This window comes from Pseudomonas putida, from assembly GCF_001976065.1.
Classification (GTDB): Bacteria; Pseudomonadota; Gammaproteobacteria; order Pseudomonadales; family Pseudomonadaceae; genus Aquipseudomonas; species Aquipseudomonas serbica.
The window spans coordinates 1,311,298-1,337,244 of sequence record NZ_MNAH01000001.1 but is presented as its reverse complement, the minus strand read 5'-3'; the positions used below and the strand labels follow the sequence as shown (position 1 = coordinate 1,337,244).

Here is a 25,947-nt window from a genome sequence, read left to right as displayed (position 1 = left end):
CTTGAGTGGGTAAGGCGGCGCTCGCGCATGTCAGCCGGGGCATTCATGGCGCAACGCCGGTTGCCCAGCCAGTTTACGGAACCCTCACGCCACCCGCTCGACTTTATCCGCTCGACGCTTCTTGCCCTCGCCGTTACCGCGCATCAACACCCAGCGCACGACCTTGTTCCAGGCATAACCCACCGCAACGCCGCCGACGATGGCGAGGACCACCGCGAGTACCGGATAGTCGCCAAGGCGCCGGGCCACCGACTGAAACTGGAAATGCGTCAAGTAGATATACAGCGTCGAGGACGCAATCAATGCCATGCCACGGGCCATGATCCCTGGCACGGGAATAGACCGCACCCAGATCACCAGGAGCGCGGCAGGCACGGCGATATCGACATGGCTCCAGATCTCCGCGGCGAACGGTCCATACCCCAGCATTGCCATCATGTCCTGCCAACCCACTACCAGCACGGTCACGACGCTGACGATCAACTTCTGGCGGGTTGTACCAGCGCTGTGAATGGCCATGCCGAGCACCATGATCGCCAGGTAATGCTGTGGCACGCGATTGAGCAGCGCGCTCGCATCGAACACCAAGGCACTGATCAGCACATCGGCCACCGCCAACACGCACGACGCGATGACAAAACAACGAAACGGGTCTGCACTGATGATGTTCCTGACGCGCTCGAACGACAGCACGAAGCCGATGATCACCAGCATCTGCACCAGCAGTTCTATGTACCAATAGGCGAAGTTGCCGACTGTATCGGCTGTAAACCAGTTGGAAATCAGCAGCAGCGATTGCCAATGCACTTTGTCGAACAGCATTTGCACCAACGCCGTGTACAGGATCGTCGGCACCGCGATGCTGGCAACGGACTTCACCAGCGTGCGCACGCTCCCGTACTCGTTGATGGCCTTGAATTGAAACCGTGCCAGGCTGACCCCGGAAATCAGGAACAGGGTCATGGTCTCGCCGAAAACCGGCCAGTGTGAAAACAGATGAAAATGGCCAATGACGATCAATACGATGGAAACCACGCGCATGAACACCGGCACTTCCATTGCCCGTATCGAGAACCTCGAGGCCTTGGTGTCGCTGGCCAGTTCACACAATTCAACGACCGGAATCATTTCCCATTGGTCGGGCAGATGACCGATCAGTTCCTCCAGCACCATTGAAGCCTGGACGAACGAGAGTGAATCCCCGCCCAGTTCGACGAAGGTCAATTGCGGATCGATGCGCGGCACTTCAAGAATTTGCGCCCATGCCTGGGTCAACTTGAGCGCCAGCGGAGACAGGTCCTGGCTGGAATTGACGGGCGCCGCCTGGTTATCGACCAGCGCCTGCAACGCCCGCTTGTCGATCTTGCCGTTAGGCGTCAGTGCAATGGAATCCACGAACACGAACAACGCCGGCACCATGTAGTCGGGTAGCTGCTGCCCCACATGCTCACGCAGTTCAACCGATGAAACAGGCTGGGTGGAAACACAACAGGCCACCAGTTTCACGTTCGATCGGTCGCTATCGGCCAACACCACACACTGCTTGATCCGGGGGTGCCTGGTGATCGAGCCTTCGATTTCAGCAAGCTCGATGCGATGACCACGGATCTTGACCTGGCTGTCACCGCGCCCCCGGAACATGACACTGCCATCGGCCAGATAAGTGCCCAGGTCGCCAGTTCGGTAGCAGATATCACCTTCGGCCCGGGTAAACGGGTTGACCACGAACTTTTCTGTGGTCAGTGCCGCGTCACCGTAGTAACCCAGGGACAGATAAGGGCTGCGTATCAGGATTTCTCCGGTTTCGCCTTCGCCAACCAACTGGTTGGCCTCATTGACCAGCAACAGTTGCGCGCCCTCGATGCCTTTACCCAGCGGGATCCTTGAGTTGTCGAGCGCCGGATCGACCTGATGGAAGGCCATCGCCTGCGGCGTTTCGGTGGTGCCGTAGAAGTTGACGCTGATGGCGTTGGGGGCGATCAGGCAGATTTGCTGGTACAGGGTGTTGCTCAAGGCATCGCCACCCCAAAACAGGTAGCGCAGCTCACCGAACTGCAAGCCACTGATTTTCGCCCCGGTCTCAATGAGTTTGCCCAGGGGCGGCGTGAGGTGAATGACCGAGATCCCGTGCTGGTGTATCCATTTGGCCAATGCCGCTGGATCGACAACGGTCGACTGGGCCGGGATAACGACCTTTGCACCAATCGACAGCGGCGTGAACACGTCCCTGTAGACCGGATCGTGGCCCAGTCCCGACAGCAGGGAAAAGCAACTCTCCCTGGTCAACGAATGACGCTGGCTATGCCATTCGATGAAATGAACCAAGGGCGAGTGATGGGTGACAATCCCCTTCGGCTCGCCGGTACTGCCCGATGTGAAGGTGATATACGCCGGGTGTGCGGGGTTGACGTCGGGCAAGCCCCTTGGCTCGACGGCGAAGGCCTTCAGCGCGTCGCCGGGCATTTCCGGGATGTTGACCACGCGGACCGCGGACGAACGCAGGGGATCGACCTCGAAGGCGGCCTCGCCACAGACCAGGACAAAGCTCGGCTCGAGCACCTGGATGATCTGCTCGATGCGCGAACGTGGATAAGCCATATCGGCCACGGTGAAGGTCAAGCCGGCGCGCGAGGCACCGAGCATGGCGTAGACCAGGCCAGCGCAGCGACCGGAAACGATCACGACCCGGTCGGAAGCCTTCGCGCCCTGTCCAAGCAAAAAGGACGCAAGACGCTGGCTGATCGCTTCAAGTTCGCCGTAGCTGCACGTGGCGTCATGAGAAACCACCGCCACGGCATCAGGTGTGCGTCCAGCGTGCTGCAGGAAATCCATGAATATCGGACGTTCGACGCAATACTCCAGATCCAGCGTCGGGTTCGGGCGCGCATCCTGCATATTATTGATCAACTCCCCAGGGCCTGTACGAGGTAGACACGACGGGAGGCTCGCAATCCGGAGATTCCCCCCCAAGAAGCTAGCACAGCTGCCATGGCCCGCCAGTGCGCCGGTCAACATGCGCAGGCCCCGTCAGCCTCGCCATTGCCTCGGACTGACCCCGGTCTTGCGCCGAAACGCCCGGGCCAGTGCCGAAGGGCTTTCATAACCGACCTCTTCGGCGATCAAGGCAATGGGCTTGCCTTCACGCAGGCGTTTCTGCGCCAGGCTGATGCGCCAGCTGAGCAGATAATCCGCCGGGGCCTGCCCGACCACCCGCTTGAAGTGCTCGGCGAAACTGGCCCGGGACATGTTGGCCGCCACCGCCAGTTCGGCCACGCTCCAGGCCTTGCCGGGTGACTCGTGCATGAGGTTCAAGGGGCGCGCCAGGCGCGTATCGGCCAGGCCTGCCATCATCCCCGGCTGCTGATTTCGACTGCTCAGGAGGTGGCGCAACAACAGGATCACCACCAGCTCGAACAGCCGATCCATCACCGCCTCACGGCCGCAGGTTCCGTCGAAGGCTTCGTTGAACAACCATTGCAGCGTGCTGGCCAGGGCCGGGATGTCCTCCAGTTTGAGCACCAGATAATCCGGTAGGGCCGTGGCCAGGGCATTGCCCGCACCGCCATCGAAGTCCAGGGACGCGCACACCAGTTGCGTATCGTTTTCCTGCGAGGCAAACAGACGATGACGATAGGGCCGGGGAAAAAAAATCAGGGTCGGTTCCGTAAGATGCAGTTCACGGTCATCCGCGAGCCTGAGGGAGATTTCGCCCGCCTGGAGCAGATGCAGATGCCCGCAGGCCTGGCTGCCATCGAACGCCGTGGTGCCGCAAAAGGTACCGCTGTGAAAGGTCCCGGCATTGACGCCGAAATACGCTAGCAATGTGGACAAGCGATCCATGAAGGGCCTCCGGCAGCAGTTCTGGACGATCTGTCGCATATCCTCGACGATTTGCATCCAATAGGCCAACCCGACTCTCTAGCATTCACTCCGTACCCAGCGCCCTTCGCGCATCCATTACGGAGAATCACCATGTCACGCATTATCCCTGTCAGCCTGGAACACGCCACCGAGACCACCCGCCCCTTGCTCGACGGCGTGCAGAAGAAAATCGGTTTCCTGCCCAATGTGTTCCGCGTCCTGGCCCACGCCCCCGCCGTACTGGCCTCGTATCTGCAGAACTCGGCGGCATTGGCCAAGACATCCTTGAGCGCTGCGCAGAAGGAAGCGATTTTCCTCGCCACCTCCCAGGTCAACGGCTGCGACTACTGCCTGGCGGCGCACACGTTGTTCGCCGGCAAGGCCGGGCTTTCCAGCCAGCAAATCCTCAGCGCCCGCGAAGGCCGGCTCGATGCCTATGCGTTGCTCGCCCGGCAAATCAGCGAAAGCCGTGGTCACCTGGACAGCGAGCAAATCGCCGCGGCCCGCGCCGCCGGAATCGATGACGCGAAGATCATCGAAGTGATCGCCCACGTGGCCTCGCAAACGCTGACCAACTACCTGAACAACGTCGCCCTGACCGACATCGATTTTCCGGCCATCGACGCCTGAATCACCCTGCGGCCAGCGATGGCGGCGTAACGACCACCATCGCATCGCCAGCAAGCCGGCTCCTACAGATGCGCGTAATGCCCCCATTCAACATGCCCCCGCAAATCCTGTAGGCGCTGGCTTGCCAGCGATCAGGTATTGGTCTTCAACTTGGTCCACAGCCGCGTGGTCAAGCGGGCGATGGAGGCTGGCAGGTCTTCTACCGTGAACAGCTTGTCCATCACCGACTTGGGCGGGTAGATCGCCAGGTCCTGCTTCACCGCCGGCACCACCTCGGCGTCCGCGGCGCTGTTGGGGTTGGCGTAGTGGATGCTGTTGCTGATGTTGGCGATGACCTGCGGTTGCAGCAGGTAGTTCATGTAGGTGTAGCCGTTCTTCTGGTGCGGTGCGCTCTTGGGCATGACCACCATGTCGAACCACAGGGTAGAGCCTTCATCCGGGATCGAATAGGCAATGTCGATGCCGTTGTTCGCCTCCCTGGCACTGGCGGCCGCCTGCACGATGTCGCCGTTGAAGCCGATCACCGCGCAGACGTTGCCGTTGGCCAGGTCGCTGATGTACTTGGAGGCGTGGAAATACTGGACGTAAGGCCGGATCTTCAGCAGCGCCTGTTCGGCTTTCTTGTAGTCGGCAGGCTCGTGGCTGTGGGGCGGCAACCCCAGGTAGTTTAGGGTGATCGGCAGCACTTGCGTCGGGTTGTCGATGATCGCCACGCCACATTCGCTGAGTTTCCTGATATTGGCCTCATCGAAAAACAGGCTCCAGGACCGGGTGACGTCGATGTTGCCGAAGATCGCCTTGATCTTCTCGACGTTGTAACCAATGCCCGCGGTGCCCCACATGTAGGGATAACCGTACTGGTTGCCGGGATCGTTGACCTCGAGCTTTTTCATCAGCACCGGGTCAAGGTTGCTCCAGCCCGGCAGCTGGCTCCTGTCGAGTTTCTGGATGGCCCCGGCCTTGATCAGGCGCGAGAGGAAATGGTTCGACGGGCTGACCACGTCATACCCGGTGTTGCCGGTCATCAACTTCGATTCCAGCACTTCGTTGCTGTCATGGATGTCGTAGGTGGCCTTGATCCCGGTTTCTTTGCTGAACGTGGCCAGGGTGTCGTCGGCGATGTAGCCGTTCCAGTTGGAAATGTTCACGGTTTCATCGGCGTAGGCGGCGACGCTGAACGTAGAGAGCAGTGCCACCAGGGAAACAGTATTGACGCGCATGTTCGATCACCTTCGTGTTGAAGTGCTTTTGTTGTAGGGGCAAGGCGGTGTTCTAGATTTCGCTTCTGGCCCGGGCCTTCTCTACGCGCATGCGCAGCATGGCACCGATATCCAGCAAGGGTTTGGGCGGCAGCCAGCCGGGCTGGGCGCGATCGATCACCGATTGCAGGAGCGGCGAGTCGATACCCGATGCCAGCTCCGCCAGCAGCCGTCCCCACAACGTGCCCCGCGCCACACCGGAGCCGTTGCACCCTGCCACGGCGAACACGCCCTCCTCGACCTTGGCGAAATACGGTTGCCCGGAGCGCGAAGCGCTGAGGTGACCTGTCCAGGTGTACTGGATGTCCTGCGCGCCCAACATCGGGAAACGCCGCTGCAAACCCAGGACATGGTGCTGGCGTCGGGTCGCCAGTTCTCCGGGCGACAAGTCGTGGGCGCGATATTCGGCGGTGTTGCGGATCATCACCCGGCGATCCGGGGTCAGGCGCACCGTAGCCCCCAGGGGCCGGGTCGACAGCACGCCCCAAGGCTCGACGGCGCCAAGGGCCTGGAATTCTGCGTCGCTCAGGGGCCGGGTCAGGCTGGCGCTGAGTTCCATGGCGAAGGTGCCGCTGTCACTGATGCCGGAACGGGGAATGAAGGCATTGAGGCAAACCAGCACTTGCCCGGCCTCGATGCAGCCCTGGGCGCCGCTGGCGCGGATACGTCCATTACCCAGGCGCTGCAGACTGCTGATCTCGGTGTTTTCAAACAGGGTCACCTGCGGCGGCAGTGCATCGAGCAGCCCCTTGACGTACTTCGCCGGTTGCAGCAACGCATTACCATTGCCGCACCAGATCGCCGCCTGGTAATGCCCGGTTCCCAGTTTCTGGCGCAACGGCTCACCTCGCAGGAACTCTGCAGAAGCACCCACCGCACGCAAGGTCTGCAGCTTGGCCTCGACCTCGGTCAACTTGCGCGGATCGCTGACCGCAAAGAAATACCCCGATTCGTGAAAGTCGCATTCGATGCCGTGCCGGGTTATGCGCTTGCGCACCTCGTCGCTGGCGGCACGGCCAATCGCGGTATCGGCCTGGTAGCCGGCGAAACCCGCAGTGCCCTGCAACTCGGCATGGCTCGGATGCTCGTGGGCGACCACGAACCCCGAGTTGCGCGCCGATGCACCTTGCGCGGCGCGCTGGCGGTCGACCACCACGATGCGTGCCTGGGGATGCAGTTGCGCCAATGAGTGCGCGGCACACAGCCCGGTGATGCCGCCGCCGATCACCAGCCAGTCGGCCTGCTGCGTGCCCTTGAGCGGGTCGCGCAACGGGCTGTCCCCGGCTTGCGCAATCCAGCCACATACGTTTTCCATGCGTCACCTCGTAGACTGTCTTTGAGCCGGCCTCTCGGACATCCGCATGCACTATTTGCATGAGTGATTGGAGATGACGGCAGCCATGACTAGAATCTAAAGGGACAGTGCAACGACAACCAACGTTATTAAATCATCCAGGTATTCTTAAAACGCATGGATAACATTCGCCACATGCCCTCGCTACAGGGCCTGCAGGCCCTGGTCGAGGTTGCAGATTCAGGCAGCTTCACCCAGGCGGCACAAACGCTGTGCCTGACACAAAGCGCCGTGAGCCGCAAAATCCAGCAATTGGAGAGTCACTACGGCACCGCGATGTTCATCAGGACCAGCCGCAGCCTGCAGCTGACAGCCGAAGGCGAACAGGTGCTCGCCAGTGCGCGGCACATCCTTGAACACCTCAAGGCCCTGGAGGACCGCATTGCTCCGCAAAAGCGCCCGTTCCGCATCCGCATGCACGTGTCATTGGCGGTGCGCTGGCTGCTGCCCCGGCTGAGTGATTTCTACCGCCATCATCCACAGGTATCCCTGGCGATCGAGACCGTCGCCACCGAGGTGGTGGAACCGGCCAGCGACAGCGACGCCTACATCCTCTACCTGCCCGAACCGTCCGGGGCCGCGGATTGCCTGACCCTGTTCGAGGAAGCGCTGGTGCCGGTGTGTGCGCCCGGCCTGGGGTTGGCCTCACAGGAGGACCTTGCCGGCTTTGCGCTATTGCACCGTTCGAGCGACAGGAACGACTGGCGGTATTGGCTGGCCGCCAACGACGGCAGGTCACTGGACGAGTTTCGCCACCTTCCCTTCAACCTCGACGAACTGGCGCTGGATGCCGCCGCGCGCGGGCTGGGTGTAGCCATGACCGACATGACCTTGGCGGGCGAGTCGATCGAACGCGGCGTGCTGGTCATTCCGTTTGGCGAGCCGTTGAAGACCTGGGGGATTTACGCGCTGTGCCTGCAGCCGTCAGCGGCGGCGCACCCGGCGTGCGGGGCGATCTTGCAGTGGTTTGGCGAGCAGGTAGGAACAGCCCGCGACCTGTAGATACGCTGTTTCCGGTCAAGCTTTCGCTGAAAAGCCAGGCCGCGTCCATGGCGTCCTGACAGCCGATTCATCTCCCGCGTCTACACCCGATTCCCTGTAGGAGCTGGCTTGCCAGCGAAGGCGGCCTACCAGCCGGCCTCATCGGGTGCGTGAACACATTCCGCTGTGGATCGGGTATGGCCGTGCGAAATGGATCGACTGTCAGGGCGCCTTCGCTGGCAAGCCAGCTCCTACAGGGGGACCAATACCTCAGTCATCTTCATGCAACTTGATCCCACGCGCATGCAGCAGAGGTGGTACCACCAGCACCAGCAGCGTCAGGGCCATGAACACCGCCGAGATGGGCTGGGTCAGGAATATCGTCCAGTCCCCCTCACTGATCGACAGGGCATTGCGCAACTGTTTTTCGGCCATCGGCCCCAGCAGCATGCCGACGATCACCGGCGCCACCGGGAAATCGAAACGCCGCATCAATACCCCGGCCCAGCCGATCCCCAGCATCAGCAGCAGGTCGAAGGAGGAATGGCGCATGCCGTACACGCCGATGGTGGCGAACACCAGGATTCCAGCGTTCAGGTAAGGCCGGGGGATCTGCAGCAGCTTGACCCACAGGCCCACCAACGGCAGGTTCAATACCAGCAGGATGACGTTGCCGATGTACAGCGAGGCCACCAGGGTCCAGACCAGGTCGGCGGAGGTTTCGAAGAGCATCGGCCCCGGTTGCAGGTTGTAGTTCTGGAACGCCGCCAACAGGATCGCCGCCGTCGCCGACGTCGGTATGCCCAGGGTCAGCAACGGCACCAGCGAGCCTGTGGCGCTCGCATTGTTGGCCGCTTCCGGGCCGGCCACCCCTTCGATGGCGCCTTGGCCCTTGTTGGCCGAAAACTCCTTGGGGTACTTGCTCAGCTTGCGCTCGGTGGAATAGGACAGGAAGGTCGGGATCTCCGCACCGCCTGCCGGGATCGAGCCAAACGGGAAGCCGATCAGTGTGCCCCGCAGCCAGGCCGGCACCGAGCGTTTCCAGTCGGCACGGGTCATCCACAACGACGTCAGGCGGTGCCGGCCTTCCGCTTGCTCGGTTTGATAAAGCAGGCTGTACAGGGCCTCGCCCACCGCGAAAAGACCGACCGCCACCAGCACCACCTCGATGCCATCCACCAGTTCGGGCACGCCCAGGGTGTAGCGGGCAATGCCGGATGTCGAGTCGAGGCCGATCAGGCCGATGGTCAAGCCAATTCCCAGTGAAGCGAAACCACGCAGCATCGATGCGCCGAGCACCGCCGACACGGTGGTGAAGGACAGCACCAGGATCGCGAAGTACTCCGCCGGGCCGAAATTCAACGCCAGCCTGGCCACGACCGGGGCGAACAGGGTCAGCAGCACCGTCGCAATGGTGCCTGCGACGAAGGAGCCGATCGCCGCCGTCGCCAGCGCGGGCCCGGCCCGGCCATTGCGCGCCATGAGGTTGCCTTCCAGGGCCGTGACCATGGAAGACGACTCTCCGGGCGTGTTGAGCAGGATCGAGGTGGTCGAACCGCCGAACTGCGCGCCGTAGTAGATCCCGGCGAACATGATCAGGGCGCCCGTCGGATCGACCTTGGCGGTGATCGGCAGCAGCAAGGCCACCGTCAGTGCCGGCCCGATGCCCGGCAAGACACCGATGGCGGTGCCCAGCAGGCAGCCGATGAAACCCCACAGCAGGTTGATCGGCGTCAACGCCGCGGAAAAGCCCATTGCCAGGCTGGCGAGAATGTCCATGCTGTCGATCTCCTTGGATCAGATCCAGGCGTTGACCAGCGGCGGCAGGGAAACCCCCAGCCCGGCATTGAACAACCAGTAGATCGGCAGGGTCAGGGCCATGCCGATGGCCAGGTCGCGCAGTGGATGACGACTGCCAAAACCGCGGGCCGAACAGGCGAACAGCAGCCCGGCGGACAGCACGAAACCGATGACGTTGATGAGCAGCGCCACACCGATCAACCCTGCGGTGACCCAGGCTGCGCCGGCCTTGCCGCCCGCCACGGTGTGGACCTGTTGGTTATCCAGTTCGCGAAAACCGCCGCTGAACGCCTGATAACTCAACAACACGCCCACGGCCCCGAGAAACCCCGCGACCACCCAGGGGTATACATAGGCAGGCAAAATGACGAAGCCCATCTCCGGCGGAAAGCGCCAGGCGCCCACCGCCAGCACCAGGCTGAGGACCATCAGGCCGATGCCGATGGCCAACTGGGTCGGCACCACTGCGCGGGATCCGGTCATGTCAAAGCAACCCGACCTTGACCAGCATCGCGCGCAACCGCACGTGTTCCTCGTTGACGAATTTGCCGAAATCGTCACCGGTCAGCACGCTCTCCGTCCAGGCGTTGGTCTTGATGTTGTCCTGCCAGACTTTGCTCTTGCTGGCGGCCAGCACGGCGTCGGTCACTTCCTTGCGCTGCTCGGGGGTAAGGCCGGCTGCGCCGTAGACACCGCGCCAGTTGCCGATGATCACGTCGTAGCCGCTTTCCTTGAGGGTTGGCGCATCGATCCCGGGCACACGTTCGGGCGCGCCGATGGCGAGCACGCGGAACTGTTCGTTCTTGATGTATTGACCCAGCTCGGCGTAACCGCCGGTGATCACCTTGATCTGGCCACCAAGGGCCTGGGCGACGATTTCACCGCCACCGCCGGTGGCGATGTAATTGACCTTGTTGACCGGCACATCCAGCTTGCCCGCGAGCTCAGCGATGCCGATATGGTCGATCGAGCCTTTGGAACCACCGCCAAAGGTCACGCTGGTGGGCTTGGCCTTGAAATCCTTGATCAGGTCATCGAGGGTCTTGTAGGGCGAGTCCTTGCGCACCGCGAGTACGTTGTATTCGGTGAACAACCGGGCGATGGGCGTCACGTCCTTCAGGCTGATCTGCGGTTTGTTCTGCTCGATGCCCGCCACCATGATCGCACCGACCACCAGCAGCGCATTCGGGTCGCCCTTGGTGCTGTTGGCAAACTGCGCCAGGCCTAGCGTACCGCCCGCGCCCCCCTTGTTCTCAAAGGTGACGGCCTTGGCGACTTTGGCTTCGATCAGGGCCTTGCCCAGCACCCGGGCCGTCTGGTCATAACCGCCGCCCACGGAACCGGGGGCCATGAACTTGACGGTGTCTAGCGCAAAGGCCGGGGTACAGAGCGCGGCAGCGGTAACGCCGACCAGCAGGCAGCGCCTGAAATTACGGAGCAAAGCGAACATGGGCATCTCCTGAGTACCTTGTTTTTATGGGTGCCATTTGCACATCGACAGTAACCCCTGCCCGACAGCATCCGGCCTGTCTTCAAGCGTAGGCCATGACGCCACTGGTCGAGAGGTTTTCAATCGTCCCGACTGCGACGCAGACCTGCAGGGGCCGGCTTGCCGGCGATAGCGGCCGCCAGTATTGCGGTGATCCTTCGGGCCTCTTCGCTGGCAAGCCAGCTCCTACAAGGTTTTGTGTTGGCCGAGGGGCATGCTCGCCGCGGACCTGTAGGAGCCCGGCTTGCCGGCGAAGGCGGCCTTGAGTATTGCGCTGGTCTCTTGGGCCTCTTCGCTGGCAAGCCAGCTCCTACAGGTCCGTGGAAAACCACGGATTCATGCCCAACACAAAACCTTGTAGGAGCTGGCTTGCCGGCGAAGGCGGCCGCCAATATTGCGGTGATCTTTCGGGCCTCTTCGCTGCGATGCGGCGCCCCGACAAGCCAGCTCCTACAGGTCCGTGGAAAACCACGGATTCATGCCCAACACAAAACATTGTAGGAGCCCGGCTTGCCGGCGAAGGCGGCCGCCAATATTGCGGTGATCCTTCGGGCCTCTTCGCTGACAAGCCAGCGCCCTCGCGGGGCATATCCGAGCAAAAAAAGCTCTTTCGAGCGCATCATGGCCTAACCTCATAGGCGCAATGACTATCAACCAGTCGAGCACGCCCATGCGTCATGCCGTGAACCTACTGATCCTCATCGTTTTCGCGATATCGGGAACGAGCGCCGGATGGCTGTCGGCCGCACCCCTGTCCGATACCCCTACCCTCGCCACGGTTTCCCCCTCCGCCAGCGTTTCCGACAGCGACCTGGAAGCGCTGCAGGGCCAACTCGGCAGCTACAAGCAGCAGGTATCACAGGCCAGCAACTACAGCCAGCTCGAAAGCCCGCAGGATCTGGTGCAGGCCCTCGTCAAGGAGGTCGATCGCCTCTCGGCACTGCTGTTGCCCGAGCAGGACCAGCTGCAGGCGCAACTGGGCGTGCTGGGCCCGCCGCCACTGGCGGATGCGCCTCCCGAAAAGGCCGATATCGCCCTGCAGAGAACAACCCTGACCGAGCAGAAATCCCGGGTCGACGGCAAACTGAAAACCCTGGTATCGCTCAAGGCCAGCGCCGCCGAATTGCTGTCGCAGATTGCCGCCATCCGCCGCAACCTGCTGGAAACCGAAATGACCCAGCAGACCAGGAGCATACTCAACCCCTGGTTCTGGGCGCCCCTGCTCAAGCCGCCAGAGCATGACCGGGAAAAATTCAGCGCCTTCCTGCAGCAGATCGACGACACCCTGGACGCCACCTGGCATCCCGGCGAGCGACTGCTGACCTGCCTGTTGATCGCGATCGCCCTGTTGCTGTGGGTCGTGGGACGGCGCCTGGCCGAACGCGGGCTGACCTGGTTGTGCATCCATCGCATGCCGGAAGGTCGGCTGCGCCGCAGCGCCCTGGCCCTGGCCTCGGTCATCGCCACGGTGCTGACGGCCTGGATAGCCTTGCGCCTGCTGTTTTTTGCTTTCACCCGGGAAGTGCCGCTGTCGCCACAACTGGCGGGGTTCTCCCAGGACTTCGAAAAGATCGTCTATACCTGCGTGCTGATCATCGCCCTGAGTCGCGCGCTGCTGTCCACGCAGCACCCCTCATGGCGCCTGCCAAACTTTGCCGATCCCCTCGCCCTGGCGATGCAACCTTACCCGGCACGGCTGGCCTGGGCACTGCTGTTGCTGGTATCGCTGGCGCAGATGACCAATGCCACCAGCATGAGCGCGGAGCTGGTGATCTCGGTGCGCGGCCTGGTCGCCCTGATCGTCTCGGTCATGATCGCCATGCTGCTGATGCGCGTCAGCAAAACCCGTCGGGAGATGGTCATGGCGGGTGTCGCCCCCGAGGCGGGCCGGACCTTCGCCGGGCTTATCTATTCCTTCGCCAGCATTGCGATCGTGATTTCACTGCTGGCCTTGCTCGCCGGCTACATATCGCTGTCGCGCTTCATCACTTACGAACTGGTGTGGTTCTACATCATCTTCGCCGGCTTTTATTTGCTGACCCAGCTGGTAAAAGACGGCTGCGAACACCTGTTTTCCCCCCGTGCCTCCACCGGCAAGTCGCTGAAACAGCTATTGGGCATTGGCGATACGCGGCTGGAACAGATTTCGATCATCCTCTCCGGTGCCGGTCGTGCCTCGTTGCTCTTGATCGCGCTGATCACCCTGGTGGTGGGTGGCATCGGATCGACGCTCGAACAACTGGCCACCAACATCCTCGCCATCCTCGGCGGCGACGGCCTGCGAAAACTCAACATCGTCCCGGCCAACCTGCTGCATGCCTTGCTCGCGGTGATCATCGGCGTCTACCTGATTCGTTCGCTGCGGCGCTGGCTGGACAACGAGTTGCTGCCCAAAACCGAAATGGACCCGGGCATGTGCGCCTCGCTCAGCACGCTGTTCTCCAACATCGGTTATGCCCTGGTGCTCCTGCTGATGCTGTCATCGCTGGGGGTCAAGTGGACCAACCTGGCCTGGATCGTCAGCGCCCTGTCGGTGGGCATTGGCTTCGGCCTGCAGGAGATCGTCAAGAACTTCGTCTCCGGGATCATCCTGTTGACCGAACGTCCGGTGAAGGTCGGCGACCTGATCAGCATCAGCGGGGTCGAGGGTGACATCCGCCGGATCAACGTGCGCGCCACCGAAATACAGCTGGCCGACCGCTCGATCGTGATCGTGCCGAACTCGCAGCTGATTTCGCAGAACCTGCGCAACGTCACCCTCGGCGGTAGCGCCCAGGGGGTGGCGAGCCTTGAACTGATGTTCCCGCTGGACATTGACCCCGAGCAGGTGCGCAGCTTGCTGTTAGACACCTTCAGCGAGCACGAGACCATCCTGGAAAAGCCGGCGCCGGTGGTGCGCTTCAGCCAGCTCAAGCCTGAAGGCATTACCCTGACCGTCACCGGTTATGTCAGCAGCCCGCGGATGGTCGTTTCGATCAAGAGCGAGCTGCTGTTCGAGATTCTCAAGCGGCTGGGCGCCGCCGGGATACAACTGGCGAAACCGCCAGCAGCGTAATGCAAATCACACTGTGAGAGCGAGCCTGCTCGCGATGGGCGTCAACGATAAAGCGCGCGGCCTGACAGACCGCATTATCCGCACGTTTTCGTCGGAACGCCGCCCGGAGCCGGCACGCTCCCACAGGTACGCATTCTTCTACAAGTTCATCAATGGGCGATGCACACCGATTTCAGCTCGGTATACGCCTCGATCACCGCACGACCGAACTCGCGGCCCATGCCCGATTGCTTGACGCCACCGAACGGCATGGCAGGGTCGAGCAGCACGTGGGCATTGACCCACACCGTACCGGCTTCGATGCGCGGCACCAGGTTCATGGCCTTGCCCAGGTCGTTGGTCCACAGGCTGGCGGCCAGCCCGTAGCGGTTGTCGTTGGCCAGCGCGATGACGGCGTCTTCATCGTCGAACGGCATCACCCCCAGCACCGGACCGAACACCTCTTCGCGCGCCACGGCCATGCTGTGGTCGATGTCGGCGAGGATGGTCGGCTGGACGAAGAAACCTTCCCCTTCCAGCAACTCGCCGCCAGCCACTACCCGCGCACCTTCCTGGCGGGCCAGCTCGATGTGCTTGAGCACGCTTTGCTGTTGCTTGCGCGACACCAGCGGGTTGATCGCCGCCTCACAGTTCATGCCGGCGCCAATCGGCATCGCCGAGACCGCCGCTGCCAGGGCTTCGACAAACTGGTCGTGGATCGAGCGATGCACGTAGAAGCGCGAGGCCGCCGCGCACACCTGGCCGTTGTTCAGCAGGCCGCCGAGGATCGCGCCCTGCACGGCTTTTTCGATGTCGGCATCGGCGAGCACGATCATCGGGTTCTTGCCGCCCAGTTCCAGGGAGAAGCGGGTCATGTTTTCCATGCACGCCACGCCGACGCTCTTGCCCACGGCCGTGGAGCCGGTGAACGACACTTTGCTTACCAACGGGTGCGCGGTCAGCACGCCGCCGACCGAGGCCCCGCCGCCGGTCACCACGTTGAACACGCCCGCCGGAATACCCGCTTCCAGGGCCAGTTCGGCCAGGCGCATGGCAGTCAACGGGGTTTCCATCGCCGGCTTGATGATCACCGTGCAACCGGTGGCCAGCGCCGGCATCAGTTTCCAGGCGGCGATCAGCAGCGGGAAGTTCCACGGCACGATGCCGACCACGACGCCCACCGGCTCACGCTTGGTGAACGCCGTGAACTTGGCACCGGGCGGCAGCGGGATCGACACATCGAAGGTCTGCCCTTCGATCTTGGTCGCCCAGCCGGACATGTAGCGCATGAACTCCACCGTGGCGTTCAGATCCAGTGCGCGGGCCATGTTGATCGACTTGCCCTGGCTCAGGGTTTCCAGCTGCGCCAGCTCTTCGGCATGCGCCTCCACCAGGCGGGTGAAGTTCAGCAGGATGCGCTCACGGTCCGCTGGGCGCAGGCCCGACCACACACCGGACTTGAAGGCCTTATGCGATGACTGCACGGCGCGCTCGACGACTTCCAGGGGTGCGTCGAGGGTTTCGCACAGGGTTTGCCCGGTGGCCGGGTTGACCACGGCAATGCCCGGGCCTTCGGCGAACACCCACTGGCCATCGATGAAGCAGCCGTGTTGGCGATCGAGGAATGCAGCCACCTGAGGCAGGATTTCAACGTTGCTCATGAATCACCTTCAATTCTGTTGTTCTTTGAGGAAGCACACGACCGCCTGGCGATCGTCTGCCGACGCCATGCCCATGTAAGGCATGTAGGTGCCAGGCACATAGGCCTGGGGTTGGGTGATGAGTTGCGCGATGTTCTCGGCCTGCCAGTCGATGTTCTTGTTGCGCATGGCCTGCGAGTAATTGAAGCCTTCCAACGAACCGGACTTGCGCCCGACCACACCCGCAAGGTTCGGCCCCATCATGCCGGTCGTGCCCTTGGTCACCGCATGGCAGACCCCGCATTCATTGGCGAACAGTTCGGCGCCCCGGCTCTTGACCGGAGCGCAATCGGCCGCCAGGGCGGCCTGGGCCAGGGTGAAGGTCAGCAAAGCAGCGAGGGGCAAACGCAGGGTGGCGAACATGAGAAACGACCTTGAAAATCCACGCGCTCGCCAAACAGGCGAACGCCAACACTGAAAGTGCCGAGGCGACGGGGCTTCGGCAGGTTGAGGGGGATTGTCGGTGGTCTGCGACTCGCAGGTTTTGCCCTGCGTGCCAGTTGTGTTGGCGGTTCTGCCAAACTGGCGCATGGGCGCGATCGGCGATAGCAAAGCCTCTTCCAGAGTTCTGCCTATACTGCAACCCAGCCGCCCTGATCACCTGCGCTGAGGAACTGCTGGATGAATGTGACCGACTATTTTGATCGAGCAAGGATCATCAATATTTCGTCGAGAAAGGATCGCCGGGTAGAAACCGTAGAAGAATTCGCGCGCAACGGTTTTCCCTTCGATCATGACAAAGTCAGTTTTTTCCAGGCGGTGACGCCCACCGAGGACGATGGCTTCCCGAGCGTCGGCGCCCGGGGCTGCTTCATGAGTCACCTGGGGATCCTGGAAGAGGCGATACGCCTGGATGTGAAGAACATCCTGATCCTGGAGGATGACATCCAGTTTTCCAGGCGCATTTCCCAATACGGCAAACAGGCCATCGAGTCCCTGCAGGGCATGGAGTGGGACATCGCCTACTTTGGCCATCCGTTTGAAGGCGACTCCAGCTCGCCCTCCTGGAAAGCGGTCGACCAACCCATACACCTGTCCCATTTTTATGCGGTCAACGGTAAATGCATCACCCGGTTGAGGGATTTCCTGCTGCAGATTCTCGAGCGCCCGCCGGGGCATCCTGACGGCGGTCCGATGCACTATGACGCCGCCCTCAATACGCTCATTCATTCGAACAAAGACGTCCAGGCCTACTACTTCACCTGGAACCTGGGCTATCAAAGACCCTCGCGCACCGACCTGCACGCACTGTCGCTCTTCGACAGGACGCCTGTCCTGCGCGACGTCATGGGTATGCTGCGCAAGTTGAAGGCGAGGAACCTGAGACGAATTCGCTAAATCGAAAAACGCCGCTCCCGATCAGTGCACGGACCTGTGCACTGTCACCCCGCCCTGCAATCTGGCAAGCACAACCAACTCTTTGGCACCGTGGCAACAAGGCGCAAAAAATCCCGGCATTAGTATCTGGAGGGACGCAAACCTGCGCTCAAGAACAAGAACGGATGCCACACCATGCTCAAGTCCCCCTTGCTTCGCCTCTCGACCCTGGCGCTGATGATAAGCGCTGGCCAGGCGAGCGCCTACGAACTCTACGCCACTGACGACAGTCATCTGAACGCCACCCTGGAAGCGGTATTCGGGGTTTTCCACAGCCAGGAAAACTACGCCCTGTCGGGTCGTCTCGACGAAGGTTCGTCGTCGTGGCGCGAAGGCTACATCAAGTACGGCCTGAGCTTCGACCAGGGCCTGGCGGGTGTCGGCACAGCTTACGGCGCGGCGAACATGCTCAGCTCCGGTACCTGGGGCGACGGAGATGCCGCGGGCTTCACCGACGGGTCGGAACGCACCACCAAGTTCGAGGACGCCTACCTCGGCTGGCGCTCCAGCGAACTGTTCCCGGCGCTGGGGGCTGACGGCATCGACCTGTCTTTCGGCCGCCAGAACATCGTAGTCGGCGACGGTTTCCTGATAGACGGCGATGCGCTGAACCTGGGCAAAGGCCTGGCCGACGGCGAGTTCAACCGCGGTGGCGCCTACTGGCTGGCCGCGCGCAAGGCTTTCGATGAAACCGCGGTGCTGCGCATCGGCGGCACGGAAGGCTGGCGCAGTGACCTGATGTGGCTCAAATCCAACAACCGCGCCCAAGCCATGACCGAAATGTACGTCGGCACCCTGGAGCACGTGTCCGAGGCCGGCACCGTCGGCCTGACCTACATCGACACCACGGACGTCGACGAGCAGTACGCCTCCCCCGCGCAACTCGAGCGCGACGGCATGAAGACCTACAGCCTGCGCGCCACCGGCAACGCCGGGGTCAAGGACCTGTTCCTCTCCGGCGAATACGCCAAGCAGGACAAACCCCATACGGCCACCGAGGACGCCTGGTACCTGGAAGCCGGCTGGACCTTTTCCGACGCCGCCTGGACGCCGTATGCCGGCTACCGCTACAGCCGTTTCTCGGAAGGCTACGACACGCTGTTCTACGGTTTCAGCCGCGGCTTCGGCACCTGGTTCCAGGGTGAAGTGGCGGGCAACTATGCCGGCCCGTTCAACAGCAACTCACGCATCCAGCAACTCAAGTTCACCGTCACGCCGCTGGAGAACCTGACCGTCGGCGCGATGTACTTCAACTTCGACACCATCGACCGCAACCTGGGCAACACCGATGGCCACGAAGTCGACCTGTACGCCGAATGGCACCTCAACGATCACCTCACGGTGATGCCGCTGATCGGTGTCTTCCAGCCGGACAAGAGCGCCGACCAGGGCGGTACGCAGCTGGGCAACAACGACCAGAACCTCTACAGCCAGGTGATATTCGCCACGACTTTCTAAGTCATGCCGGGGCAGTGGCGCATCCGCTGCCCCCGTGGAAAAAGGCTTTTCCCATGCACAGAAAATTTCTCACGATCCAGAGCAAGATCACCCTGCTCGCCGGCCTCTGCCTGGTGTTGGTCGTAGGCTTGCTGATGGGCCTGTCGCTCTACCAGACGCACCAAAGCAGCCAGCAAGTGGCCCGGGCCAGCAGCGACATGCTCGCCGATGCGGCCAAGGAACACATGCAGGCGCTGGGTAAAGTGCAAGCCATGCAAGTGCAGCGCACCTTCATGCAGACCCACGAATTCGGCCAGGGATTGTCGCGATACCTGCTGTACCTCAGGCAACTCCAACAACAGGGCACTCTGACCCGTCCACAACTGCGCCACGAGCTGAGCACCCAGCTGCAGCAGGCCCTGATCGACAAGCCCGACCTGCTCGGGCTTTACGTCATTTTCGAACCCGACGCGCTGGACGGTGCCGACGCCGGTTTCGCCGCCAAGCCGGACCTGGGCAGCAACGAAACCGGGCGCTTCTCCCTGTACTGGGTGCAGAGCAAACCCGGCGAGCTGCAAGCGGTGATCGGCGACGAAGGCCTGCTGGCCAACACTGAACCGGGCCCCAGCGGCGCACCCTACAACGCCTTCTATACCTGCGCCCGCGACACCCGCCAGGCCTGCGTGCTGGAGCCCTACTTCGACGAGGCTTCGGGCAGTCGCAAACTGGTGACCAGCGTCGCCTTCCCGCTGCTGGAGAACGGCAAAGTCATCGCCGTGGTCGGACTCGACATCAACCTCGCCGCGTTGCAAAAGAACAGCGAAGCCAGTGCGCTGCAGCTGTTCGACGGTCAGGGCCAGATCAGCATCGTCAGCCCCCGTGGGGTGATCTCCGCCAGCAGCCAGGACGCCGATCGCCTCGGGCACCCCATGGACAACGCCCAGGTGATGGACGCCCTGCGCCAGGGCCAGCCAAAGGTGTTCGTCGATCCGCAGCAGATCAAGGTCCTCGAACCGCTGCCACCGATTGCCGGCGCCGCACCCTGGGGTGTGCTGGTGGGCGTGCCGCAAGCGGTGTTGCTGGCACCGGTCGCCAGCCTGCAACAGCAACTCGATGCCCAAGGCATGCAAAGCACCGCGCTGGAACTGCTGCTCGGTGGCGGCTCGGCCCTGCTCGGCCTGCTGTTGATCGGCTACGCGGCTCGGCGCATCACCCGGCCGCTGCAAGTGCTGACCCGGGTCATGGAAGACATCTCCCTCGGCGAAGGCGACCTGACGCGGCGCCTGCAAGTGCAATCGCGGGATGAAATCGGTCAACTGGCGACGGCGTTCAACCGTTTTGTCGAGCGCATTCACCAGTCGATCCGCGAAGTGTCGTCGGCGGCCCTTGGCGTCAATGAAGGTGCCCGCCGTGTGCTGGACGCCTCCCATTCATCACTGAGCAATTTCGACGATCAAGCCAGCCGCACCAACAGCGTCGCCGCCGCGATCAACCAGTTGGGCGCCGCCGCCCAGGAGATTGCGCATAACGCTTGCGATGCCTCGCAACAGGCTTCTTGCGCCAGGCAACAGGCCGAAGACGGTCGCCAGGTGGTGCAGCGTACGATCGAGGTGATGAACGAGCTGTCGGGCAAGATCAGCGCGTCGTGCAGCAACATCGAAGTGCTCAACGACAAGACCGTGAACATCGGGCAGATCCTCGAAGTGATCAAGGGCATCTCCCAGCAGACCAACCTGCTGGCGCTCAACGCTGCCATCGAGGCGGCGCGTGCCGGTGAAGCCGGCCGCGGCTTTGCCGTGGTCGCCGACGAAGTGCGCAGCCTGGCGGGGCGCACCCAGGCCTCGGCGCTGCAGATCCAGCAAATGATCGAGGAGCTGCAAGTGGGCGCCCGCGACTCGGTCACCACCATGACCGAAAGCCAGCAGCACAGCGAAGAAAGCGTCACCATCGCCAACCTCGCCGGCACCCGCTTGAGCAGCGTCACCCAACGCATCGGCGAGATCGACAACGTCAACCAGTCCGTCGCCGCCGCCACCGAAGAACAGACCGCCGTGGTCGAAGCCTTGAACGTCGACATCACCCGGATCAACACGCTGAACCAGCAAGGGGTGGAGAATCTGCAGGCGACGTTGCGCGCTTGTACGGAGTTGGAGCAGCAGGCGGCGCGGTTGAATCAGTTGGTCGGGAGTTTTCGGATCTGAGACAGCTGTTGCCTGATCTACCGCCTTCGCGAGCAAGCCCGCTCCCACAATGGGATCTTGGCCATACACATATCTTGTGTTCACTGGAGATCCCCCGTGGGAGCGGGCTTGCTCGCGAAGAGGCGATCAAATCCAACATCCATGACAACTGACACTGCGCTTTCGCGGGCAAGCCCGCTCCCACAGGGATCTGCTGCGGACACAAAAGCCTCATCCAATCTGGCACCCACAACCAATCACCTGGCATGCGCACAAACATGCCGCGTCGCACCCCACGCGTAGTATCGAAGCGCGTAAAGCAACGCTGAACCCCTCCATTGCTCACTAAAACAAAAAATCGGCCCTCGGGTCGCGGGAGACGTTTGTGCTCAAGAAAAGTGCGTTGGGCTGGCCAAAGATTGCCGGCCTTGGAATTGCGTTGGTGGTGGCCGGTCAGTTTTCCGGCTGGAACTTTGGCCTGGCGGCCGGTGGCTGGCTGAACATGCTGGTGGCCACCTTGTTGATGGCGCTGCTGTGCGGCGGGCTGGCGTTGTGTGTGGCAGAACTGTCCACCGCGTTGCCCAGCGCCGGCGGTGTGTTCGTGTATGCGCAAAGTGCGTTCGGGCCGTTCGTGGGTTACCTGGTCGGGGTGGCTTGTGCGCTGGCCTTGACCATCGGCACCGGCGCGGCGGCGACGTTCATTTGCGCCTACACCGAGTCGATTTTCGGGCTTGGCGGCTGGCCGGTGAAGATCGCCCTGTTCGCGGTGATCATCGGCATTCACCTGCGCGGCGTGGGTGAGGCCATGGGCTTGACGTTCATTGCCGGGGTGATCGCCGTCGTCGCCTTGCTGACCTTCGGCGTGGCCATGGCGCCCCATGTCGAGCTGGCCAACCTGCTGGCGTTGCCGGCCAATGTCTCTACCCCGCTCAGCCTCGGCGGCGTCTTCGCCTGCGTACCGTTCGCGATCTGGCTGTTCATCACCGTCGAGCAGACCGGTTCGGCGGCGGAAGAAGCTGATAACCCCGGCCGGACGATGCCACGGGGCATTCTCGCCGCCATCGGCACCCTGTTGGTCACCGCACTGGTGGTGCTGGTGTGCGCACCGGGCGCTGGCGGTGTCGAGTTGGTGGGCTCGGCGGGCGATCCGCTGTACGCGGCGATGTCCAGCAACAGTGCGTTCGGCACGGACTCGTGGCTGGCCAAGGTGATTGGCTGCGGCGGTGTGTTCGGTTTGATCGCCACCTTCTTCTCTCTGGTTTATGCGGCCTCCCGGCAACTGTTCGCGATGGCGCGCGACGGCCTGTTCCCGCAGTGGCTGGGCAAAACCGGCAAGCGCGGCACGCCCTGGCCGGCGCTGCTGCTGATCGGCGCCATCGGCCTGCCGCTATCGGAAGTCGATCCGGCCACCGTGATGCTCGCCGTGGTCCTGCTGCTCAACGTCTGCTACCTGTTCATTTTCGGCGCGTACCTGCGCATCAAACGCAGCCAGACGAACCTGCCACGCCCGTTCACCCTGGCCGGTGGCAAGGTCGTGGCCTGGCTGGGCCTGGCGCTGACGCTGGTGGTGATCGCCGCCTGCTTCCAGCTCGACCTGCTGATGCTGATCGCCCTCGCGGTGACCTTCGCCCTGTGCATTTTCAACTTCCTGCTGCGCACCCGTCGCAGCCCTGCCATCGAGGTTCCAGACCATGCCTGACCAGACCCTTTTGCAACGCCGTCACCGCGTACTCGGCAGCGCCTCGCCGCTGTTCTACGACAAGCCCCTGCACCTGGTGCGTGGCGAAGGCGTCTGGCTGTTCGACGTCGAGGGTCGCCGTTACCTGGACGTGTACAACAATGTGCCCTGCGTCGGCCACTGCAACCCCCACGTCACCGACGCCATGCACCGCCAGGCCACCACGCTGAACATCCACACCCGCTACCTCGATGAGCAGGTGGTGCGTTATGCCGAGCGCTTGACCGCGACCTTCGGCCAACCGCTGGACACTGCGATGTTCACCTGCACCGGCACCGAGGCCAACGAACTGGCGCTGCGCCTGGCGCGCTACGCCAGCGGCGGCACCGGCATCATCGTCAGTGACTACAACTACCACGGTAACTCGGCGTCGCTGGCCGAAGTCACCACCGCCCTGCCCTCACCGGAACCCTTCGCCGCCCACGCCCGCGCCGTGCCGATTCCGTGCCTGTACCGCGCGCCGGCCGGCACCACGCAAACGCAAATGGCCGAGCAATACGCGGCCAACATCGCGGCGGCCATCGCCTCACTGCAGGCCCAGGGTATTCGCCCGGCCGCGTTGCTGATCGACACCCTGTTCGCCAACGAAGGCTTGCCCAGGGTTCCGGCCAGTTTCGTCGCCAAGGCCGCCGAGTTGATCCGCGCGGCTGGTGGCCTGTTGATCGCCGATGAAGTGCAATCGGGTTTCGGCCGTACCGGCGATCACCTCTGGGGGCACCAGGCCCACGGCGTCGTGCCGGACATCGTCACCCTCGGCAAACCCATGGGCAACGGCTACCCGCTGGCCGGGTTGATCACCCACAAGGCGCTGGTGGAATCGTTCGGGCGCAACGCCATGTACTTCAACACCTTCGGTGGCTCGCCCGTAGCGGCGGCGGTCGGCATGGCGGTGCTGGACGAGATTGAACAAAAGCAACTACTGCAAAACGCACAAAGCGTCGGCGCTTATGTGCAGCAGCGTTTGCAGGTACTGGCAGGCAAACACTCGATCATTGGCGATGTACGCGGCAAGGGCCTGTTCTTCGCCATGGAACTGGTACGCGACCACGCCAGCAAGGAACCCGCCGGGCTGGAAGCGCGCAAGGTGGTCAACGACATGCGCGAGAACGGCGTGCTGATCAGCAAGATCGGCGCCGGCGACAACATTCTCAAACTGCGCCCGCCACTGGTGTTCAGCCGCGAAAACGCCGATCTGTTCGTCGACACCCTGGACCACGCCCTGAGCGCAATTTGAGGCCTTTGTCATGACTGAATTCCATACCCTGAACCATGATCAACAAGTCGCCCGCCTGCACGACCTGGCGCGCCACGCCCTGCAGCACTGGGAGGGCGAGTTCGGCGACATCGAACTGGTGAAATACCGCGAGAATGCGGTGTTCTCCGCCCGCCGTCACGACGGCCAGCGCGTAGCCCTGCGTATCCATCGCAACGGTTATCACTGCGAAGCGGCGCTGCGCTCCGAGCTGCAATGGATGGAAGCGCTGGAAAGCGCCGGGATTACCGTGCCGCAAATCATCCGCGCACAGAATGAAAGCCATCTGATCGAAGTCAGCCATGCCGAGATCGGCCAGCGCCATGTCGACATGCTCGCCTGGTTGCCGGGGGCTACTGCCGGCACCTCGGAGGCTGGGGTGCAGGCCGATACCGAGATCGACTTTTTGTTTGCCGAGGCCGGCAAGATGGCGGCGCGCATCCATCTGCATTCGGCGGACTGGCAGCAGCCGGACGAGTTTGTCCGGCATGCCTGGGACGAGGAAGGCCTGATCGGGGCGAATCCGTTCTGGGGGCGGTTCTGGGAGCTGCAACCGCTGAGCGTAGAGCAACGAGAGCTGCTGCAACAGGCCCGGCGCTCGGCCCGCCGGGACTTGCGTCAATACGGCCGGCACTTGGGCAATTTCGGCATGATCCACGCCGACCTGGTCCCGGAAAACCTGCTGGTCGAAGGCCCGCGCCTGCGCCTGATCGACTTCGACGATGCCGGATTTGGCTGGCATATGTTCGAACTCGCCACCGCCCTGTACTTCTGCCTGGATGACCCGCGCTATGAGCAGATCAAGGCGGCGCTCCTGGAGGGTTACCACGCGGTCAAGCCGCTGACCGAGGCAGATCGCCAGACCCTGGCGCTGTTCCTGATGCTGCGCGGCACCACGTACCTGGGCTGGATTCACACCCGCCAGGGCACGCCGACGGCGATTGAAATGGCGCCTATGTTGATTGAGCGGGCCTGCAGGCTGGCTCGGGAATATCTGCAGGCCTGATCCACCGTTTTCGCCAGCAGGCTGGCTCCCACAGGATTTGCGCCGGACACACTACCTGTGTTCACAGGAGATCCCTGTAGGAGCGGGCTTGCCCGCGAAGGGGCCATCACTTCCAACATTTATGTTGACTGACACACCGCTTTCGCGGGCACGCCACGCTCCTGCAGGTTTGTGTCGCTCACAAATGGTGTGATCGACACAGACCCTAACGCGGTCTCGATCAAGCCGCGCTGGCATGCTCAAGGCGATGGAACAAGCGGTTGAAATACACCAGGCTGTCCCGCGGTTCACGCACGCCGACATTATCCAGCTCGACGAACATCACCGAGTGCGAACCCACTTCCTTGCACTCGCTGATCCGCCCCTGCAGTTGCACCAGGGCGTCGCGCAGCACCGGCACGTCCGCGGCGCCGTCGTCCCACAGGTCCCAGGCAAAACGTTCGGCCATGGGCACCTGGGTCATGCCGGCGAAGTGGCGGGCCAGTTCTTCCTGTTCGCCACACAGCACGTTGACGCACAGGCGACCGTTGGTGCGGAATACGTCGTGGGTGGCGCTGTTGCGGTTGACGCACACCAACACGGTGGGTGGCGAGTCGGTCACCGAACACACGGCGCTGGCGGTGATGCCGCAGCGCCCGCCCGGGCCATTGGTGGTGATGATGTTCACCGCCGCAGGCAGCTGCGCCATGGCGTTGCGAAAGTCGATTTGCTGCTGGCTCAGGTCGGCCATGTCGATGCCCCTTCCTTCAGGAGGACCGCGAGGAAAGCGGCCCGTAGGTGATGGAGCAAGACTAAGGCTGCGCGCGCGCTGCAACCATTCTGACGATCCCCATGGCGAGGTTGGGTTTC

Annotated in this window: 19 protein-coding genes and 1 pseudogene; 10 read left to right on the top strand and 10 right to left on the bottom strand. The window is 62.6% G+C overall.

All coding sequences use genetic code 11. The annotated features are described in order from the left end of the window. Nucleotides 1-84: 84 nt before the first annotated feature. Both BKX96_RS06160 and BKX96_RS06155 read right to left on the bottom strand, forming a co-directional pair. Complete coding sequence (locus tag BKX96_RS06160; RefSeq protein ID WP_077183050.1) at nt 85-2,895, bottom strand: amino acid adenylation domain-containing protein; 2,811 nt, start codon at nt 2,893-2,895, stop codon at nt 85-87. A 132-nt stretch (nt 2,896-3,027) separates the two neighbouring features. After that, a complete protein-coding gene (locus tag BKX96_RS06155) occupies nt 3,028-3,840 on the bottom strand; it encodes an AraC family transcriptional regulator (protein ID WP_077183049.1) in 813 nt (270 codons plus the stop codon). A gap of 132 nt (nt 3,841-3,972) precedes the next feature. On the opposite strand from BKX96_RS06155, the gene BKX96_RS06150 reads away from it, so the two are divergent. Continuing rightward, on the top strand, nt 3,973-4,491 hold the full coding sequence (locus tag BKX96_RS06150) for a carboxymuconolactone decarboxylase family protein (RefSeq protein ID WP_077183048.1): 519 nt from the start codon (nt 3,973-3,975) through the stop codon (nt 4,489-4,491). A 131-nt stretch (nt 4,492-4,622) separates the two neighbouring features. Here the strand turns inward: BKX96_RS06150 and BKX96_RS06145 are convergent, their stop codons facing one another. Both BKX96_RS06145 and BKX96_RS06140 read right to left on the bottom strand, forming a co-directional pair. Further along, complete coding sequence (locus BKX96_RS06145) at nt 4,623-5,711, bottom strand: polyamine ABC transporter substrate-binding protein (RefSeq protein ID WP_077183047.1); 1,089 nt, start codon at nt 5,709-5,711, stop codon at nt 4,623-4,625. Between the two features lie 52 nt (nt 5,712-5,763). Further along, entirely contained in the window at nt 5,764-7,065 is a 1,302-nt protein-coding gene (locus tag BKX96_RS06140; protein WP_077183046.1) for an NAD(P)/FAD-dependent oxidoreductase, read from the bottom strand. A 156-nt stretch (nt 7,066-7,221) separates the two neighbouring features. Here BKX96_RS06140 and BKX96_RS06135 point away from each other — a divergent pair, with 156 nt between their 5' ends. Next, nucleotides 7,222-8,106 (top strand): LysR substrate-binding domain-containing protein, encoded by an 885-nt coding sequence (locus BKX96_RS06135; protein ID WP_077183045.1) that lies wholly within the window; start codon nt 7,222-7,224, stop codon nt 8,104-8,106. Between the two features lie 249 nt (nt 8,107-8,355). On the opposite strand, the gene BKX96_RS06130 is transcribed toward BKX96_RS06135, so the two are convergent. Genes BKX96_RS06130 through BKX96_RS06120 form a run of 3 tightly spaced genes read right to left on the bottom strand, consistent with a single transcriptional unit; the run spans nt 8,356 to nt 11,335 of the window. Beyond that, a complete protein-coding gene (locus BKX96_RS06130) occupies nt 8,356-9,864 on the bottom strand; it encodes a tripartite tricarboxylate transporter permease (protein ID WP_046816400.1) in 1,509 nt (502 codons plus the stop codon). 18 nt (nt 9,865-9,882) lie between these two features. Beyond that, nucleotides 9,883-10,368: a tripartite tricarboxylate transporter TctB family protein gene (locus tag BKX96_RS06125; RefSeq protein ID WP_077183044.1), complete on the bottom strand. Its 486-nt coding sequence runs from the start codon at nt 10,366-10,368 to the stop codon at nt 9,883-9,885. 1 nt (nt 10,369) lies between these two features. Next, nucleotides 10,370-11,335 carry a Bug family tripartite tricarboxylate transporter substrate binding protein gene (locus BKX96_RS06120; protein ID WP_077183043.1) on the bottom strand — a complete coding sequence of 322 codons (966 nt, stop codon included), beginning with the start codon at nt 11,333-11,335 and terminating at the stop codon, nt 10,370-10,372. Between the two features lie 709 nt (nt 11,336-12,044). On the opposite strand from BKX96_RS06120, the gene BKX96_RS06115 reads away from it, so the two are divergent. Further along, complete coding sequence (locus tag BKX96_RS06115) at nt 12,045-14,429, top strand: DUF3772 domain-containing protein (protein WP_077183042.1); 2,385 nt, start codon at nt 12,045-12,047, stop codon at nt 14,427-14,429. A 149-nt stretch (nt 14,430-14,578) separates the two neighbouring features. Here BKX96_RS06115 and BKX96_RS06110 read toward each other — a convergent pair whose 3' ends face one another. After that, the gene (locus tag BKX96_RS06110; RefSeq protein ID WP_077183041.1) at nt 14,579-16,069 is read right to left on the bottom strand and encodes an aldehyde dehydrogenase family protein; all 1,491 of its coding nucleotides are present in this window, start codon (nt 16,067-16,069) and stop codon (nt 14,579-14,581) included. Nucleotides 16,070-16,078: 9 nt separating this feature from the next. Then, complete coding sequence (locus BKX96_RS06105) at nt 16,079-16,471, bottom strand: c-type cytochrome (protein WP_046816395.1); 393 nt, start codon at nt 16,469-16,471, stop codon at nt 16,079-16,081. A 258-nt stretch (nt 16,472-16,729) separates the two neighbouring features. On the opposite strand from BKX96_RS06105, the gene BKX96_RS06100 reads away from it, so the two are divergent. From BKX96_RS06100 to BKX96_RS06075, 7 genes and pseudogenes are all read left to right on the top strand, one after another. After that, on the top strand, nt 16,730-17,446 hold the full coding sequence (locus BKX96_RS06100; RefSeq protein WP_046816394.1) for a glycosyltransferase family 25 protein: 717 nt from the start codon (nt 16,730-16,732) through the stop codon (nt 17,444-17,446). Between the two features lie 174 nt (nt 17,447-17,620). Continuing rightward, nucleotides 17,621-18,943 carry an alginate export family protein gene (locus BKX96_RS06095; RefSeq protein ID WP_077183040.1) on the top strand — a complete coding sequence of 441 codons (1,323 nt, stop codon included), beginning with the start codon at nt 17,621-17,623 and terminating at the stop codon, nt 18,941-18,943. Between the two features lie 53 nt (nt 18,944-18,996). Continuing rightward, nucleotides 18,997-20,268, top strand: a pseudogene (locus tag BKX96_RS33485) (HAMP domain-containing protein); the annotation flags it as partial. A 24-nt stretch (nt 20,269-20,292) separates the two neighbouring features. Then, nucleotides 20,293-21,123 carry a methyl-accepting chemotaxis protein gene (locus BKX96_RS33480; RefSeq protein WP_410454521.1) on the top strand — a complete coding sequence of 277 codons (831 nt, stop codon included), beginning with the start codon at nt 20,293-20,295 and terminating at the stop codon, nt 21,121-21,123. 364 nt (nt 21,124-21,487) lie between these two features. Next, on the top strand, nt 21,488-22,801 hold the full coding sequence (locus tag BKX96_RS06085) for an amino acid permease (RefSeq protein ID WP_077183038.1): 1,314 nt from the start codon (nt 21,488-21,490) through the stop codon (nt 22,799-22,801). Then, nucleotides 22,794-24,074: an aspartate aminotransferase family protein gene (locus BKX96_RS06080; protein WP_077183037.1), complete on the top strand. Its 1,281-nt coding sequence runs from the start codon at nt 22,794-22,796 to the stop codon at nt 24,072-24,074. Before BKX96_RS06085 ends, BKX96_RS06080 begins: the two co-directional genes overlap by 8 nt. 10 nt (nt 24,075-24,084) lie before the next feature. Continuing rightward, a complete protein-coding gene (locus BKX96_RS06075) occupies nt 24,085-25,098 on the top strand; it encodes a phosphotransferase enzyme family protein (RefSeq protein ID WP_077183036.1) in 1,014 nt (337 codons plus the stop codon). A 220-nt stretch (nt 25,099-25,318) separates the two neighbouring features. On the opposite strand, the gene hpaC is transcribed toward BKX96_RS06075, so the two are convergent. Further along, on the bottom strand, nt 25,319-25,828 hold the full coding sequence (gene hpaC, locus BKX96_RS06070; RefSeq protein WP_046816388.1) for a 4-hydroxyphenylacetate 3-monooxygenase, reductase component: 510 nt from the start codon (nt 25,826-25,828) through the stop codon (nt 25,319-25,321). Nucleotides 25,829-25,947 lie beyond the last annotated feature (119 nt).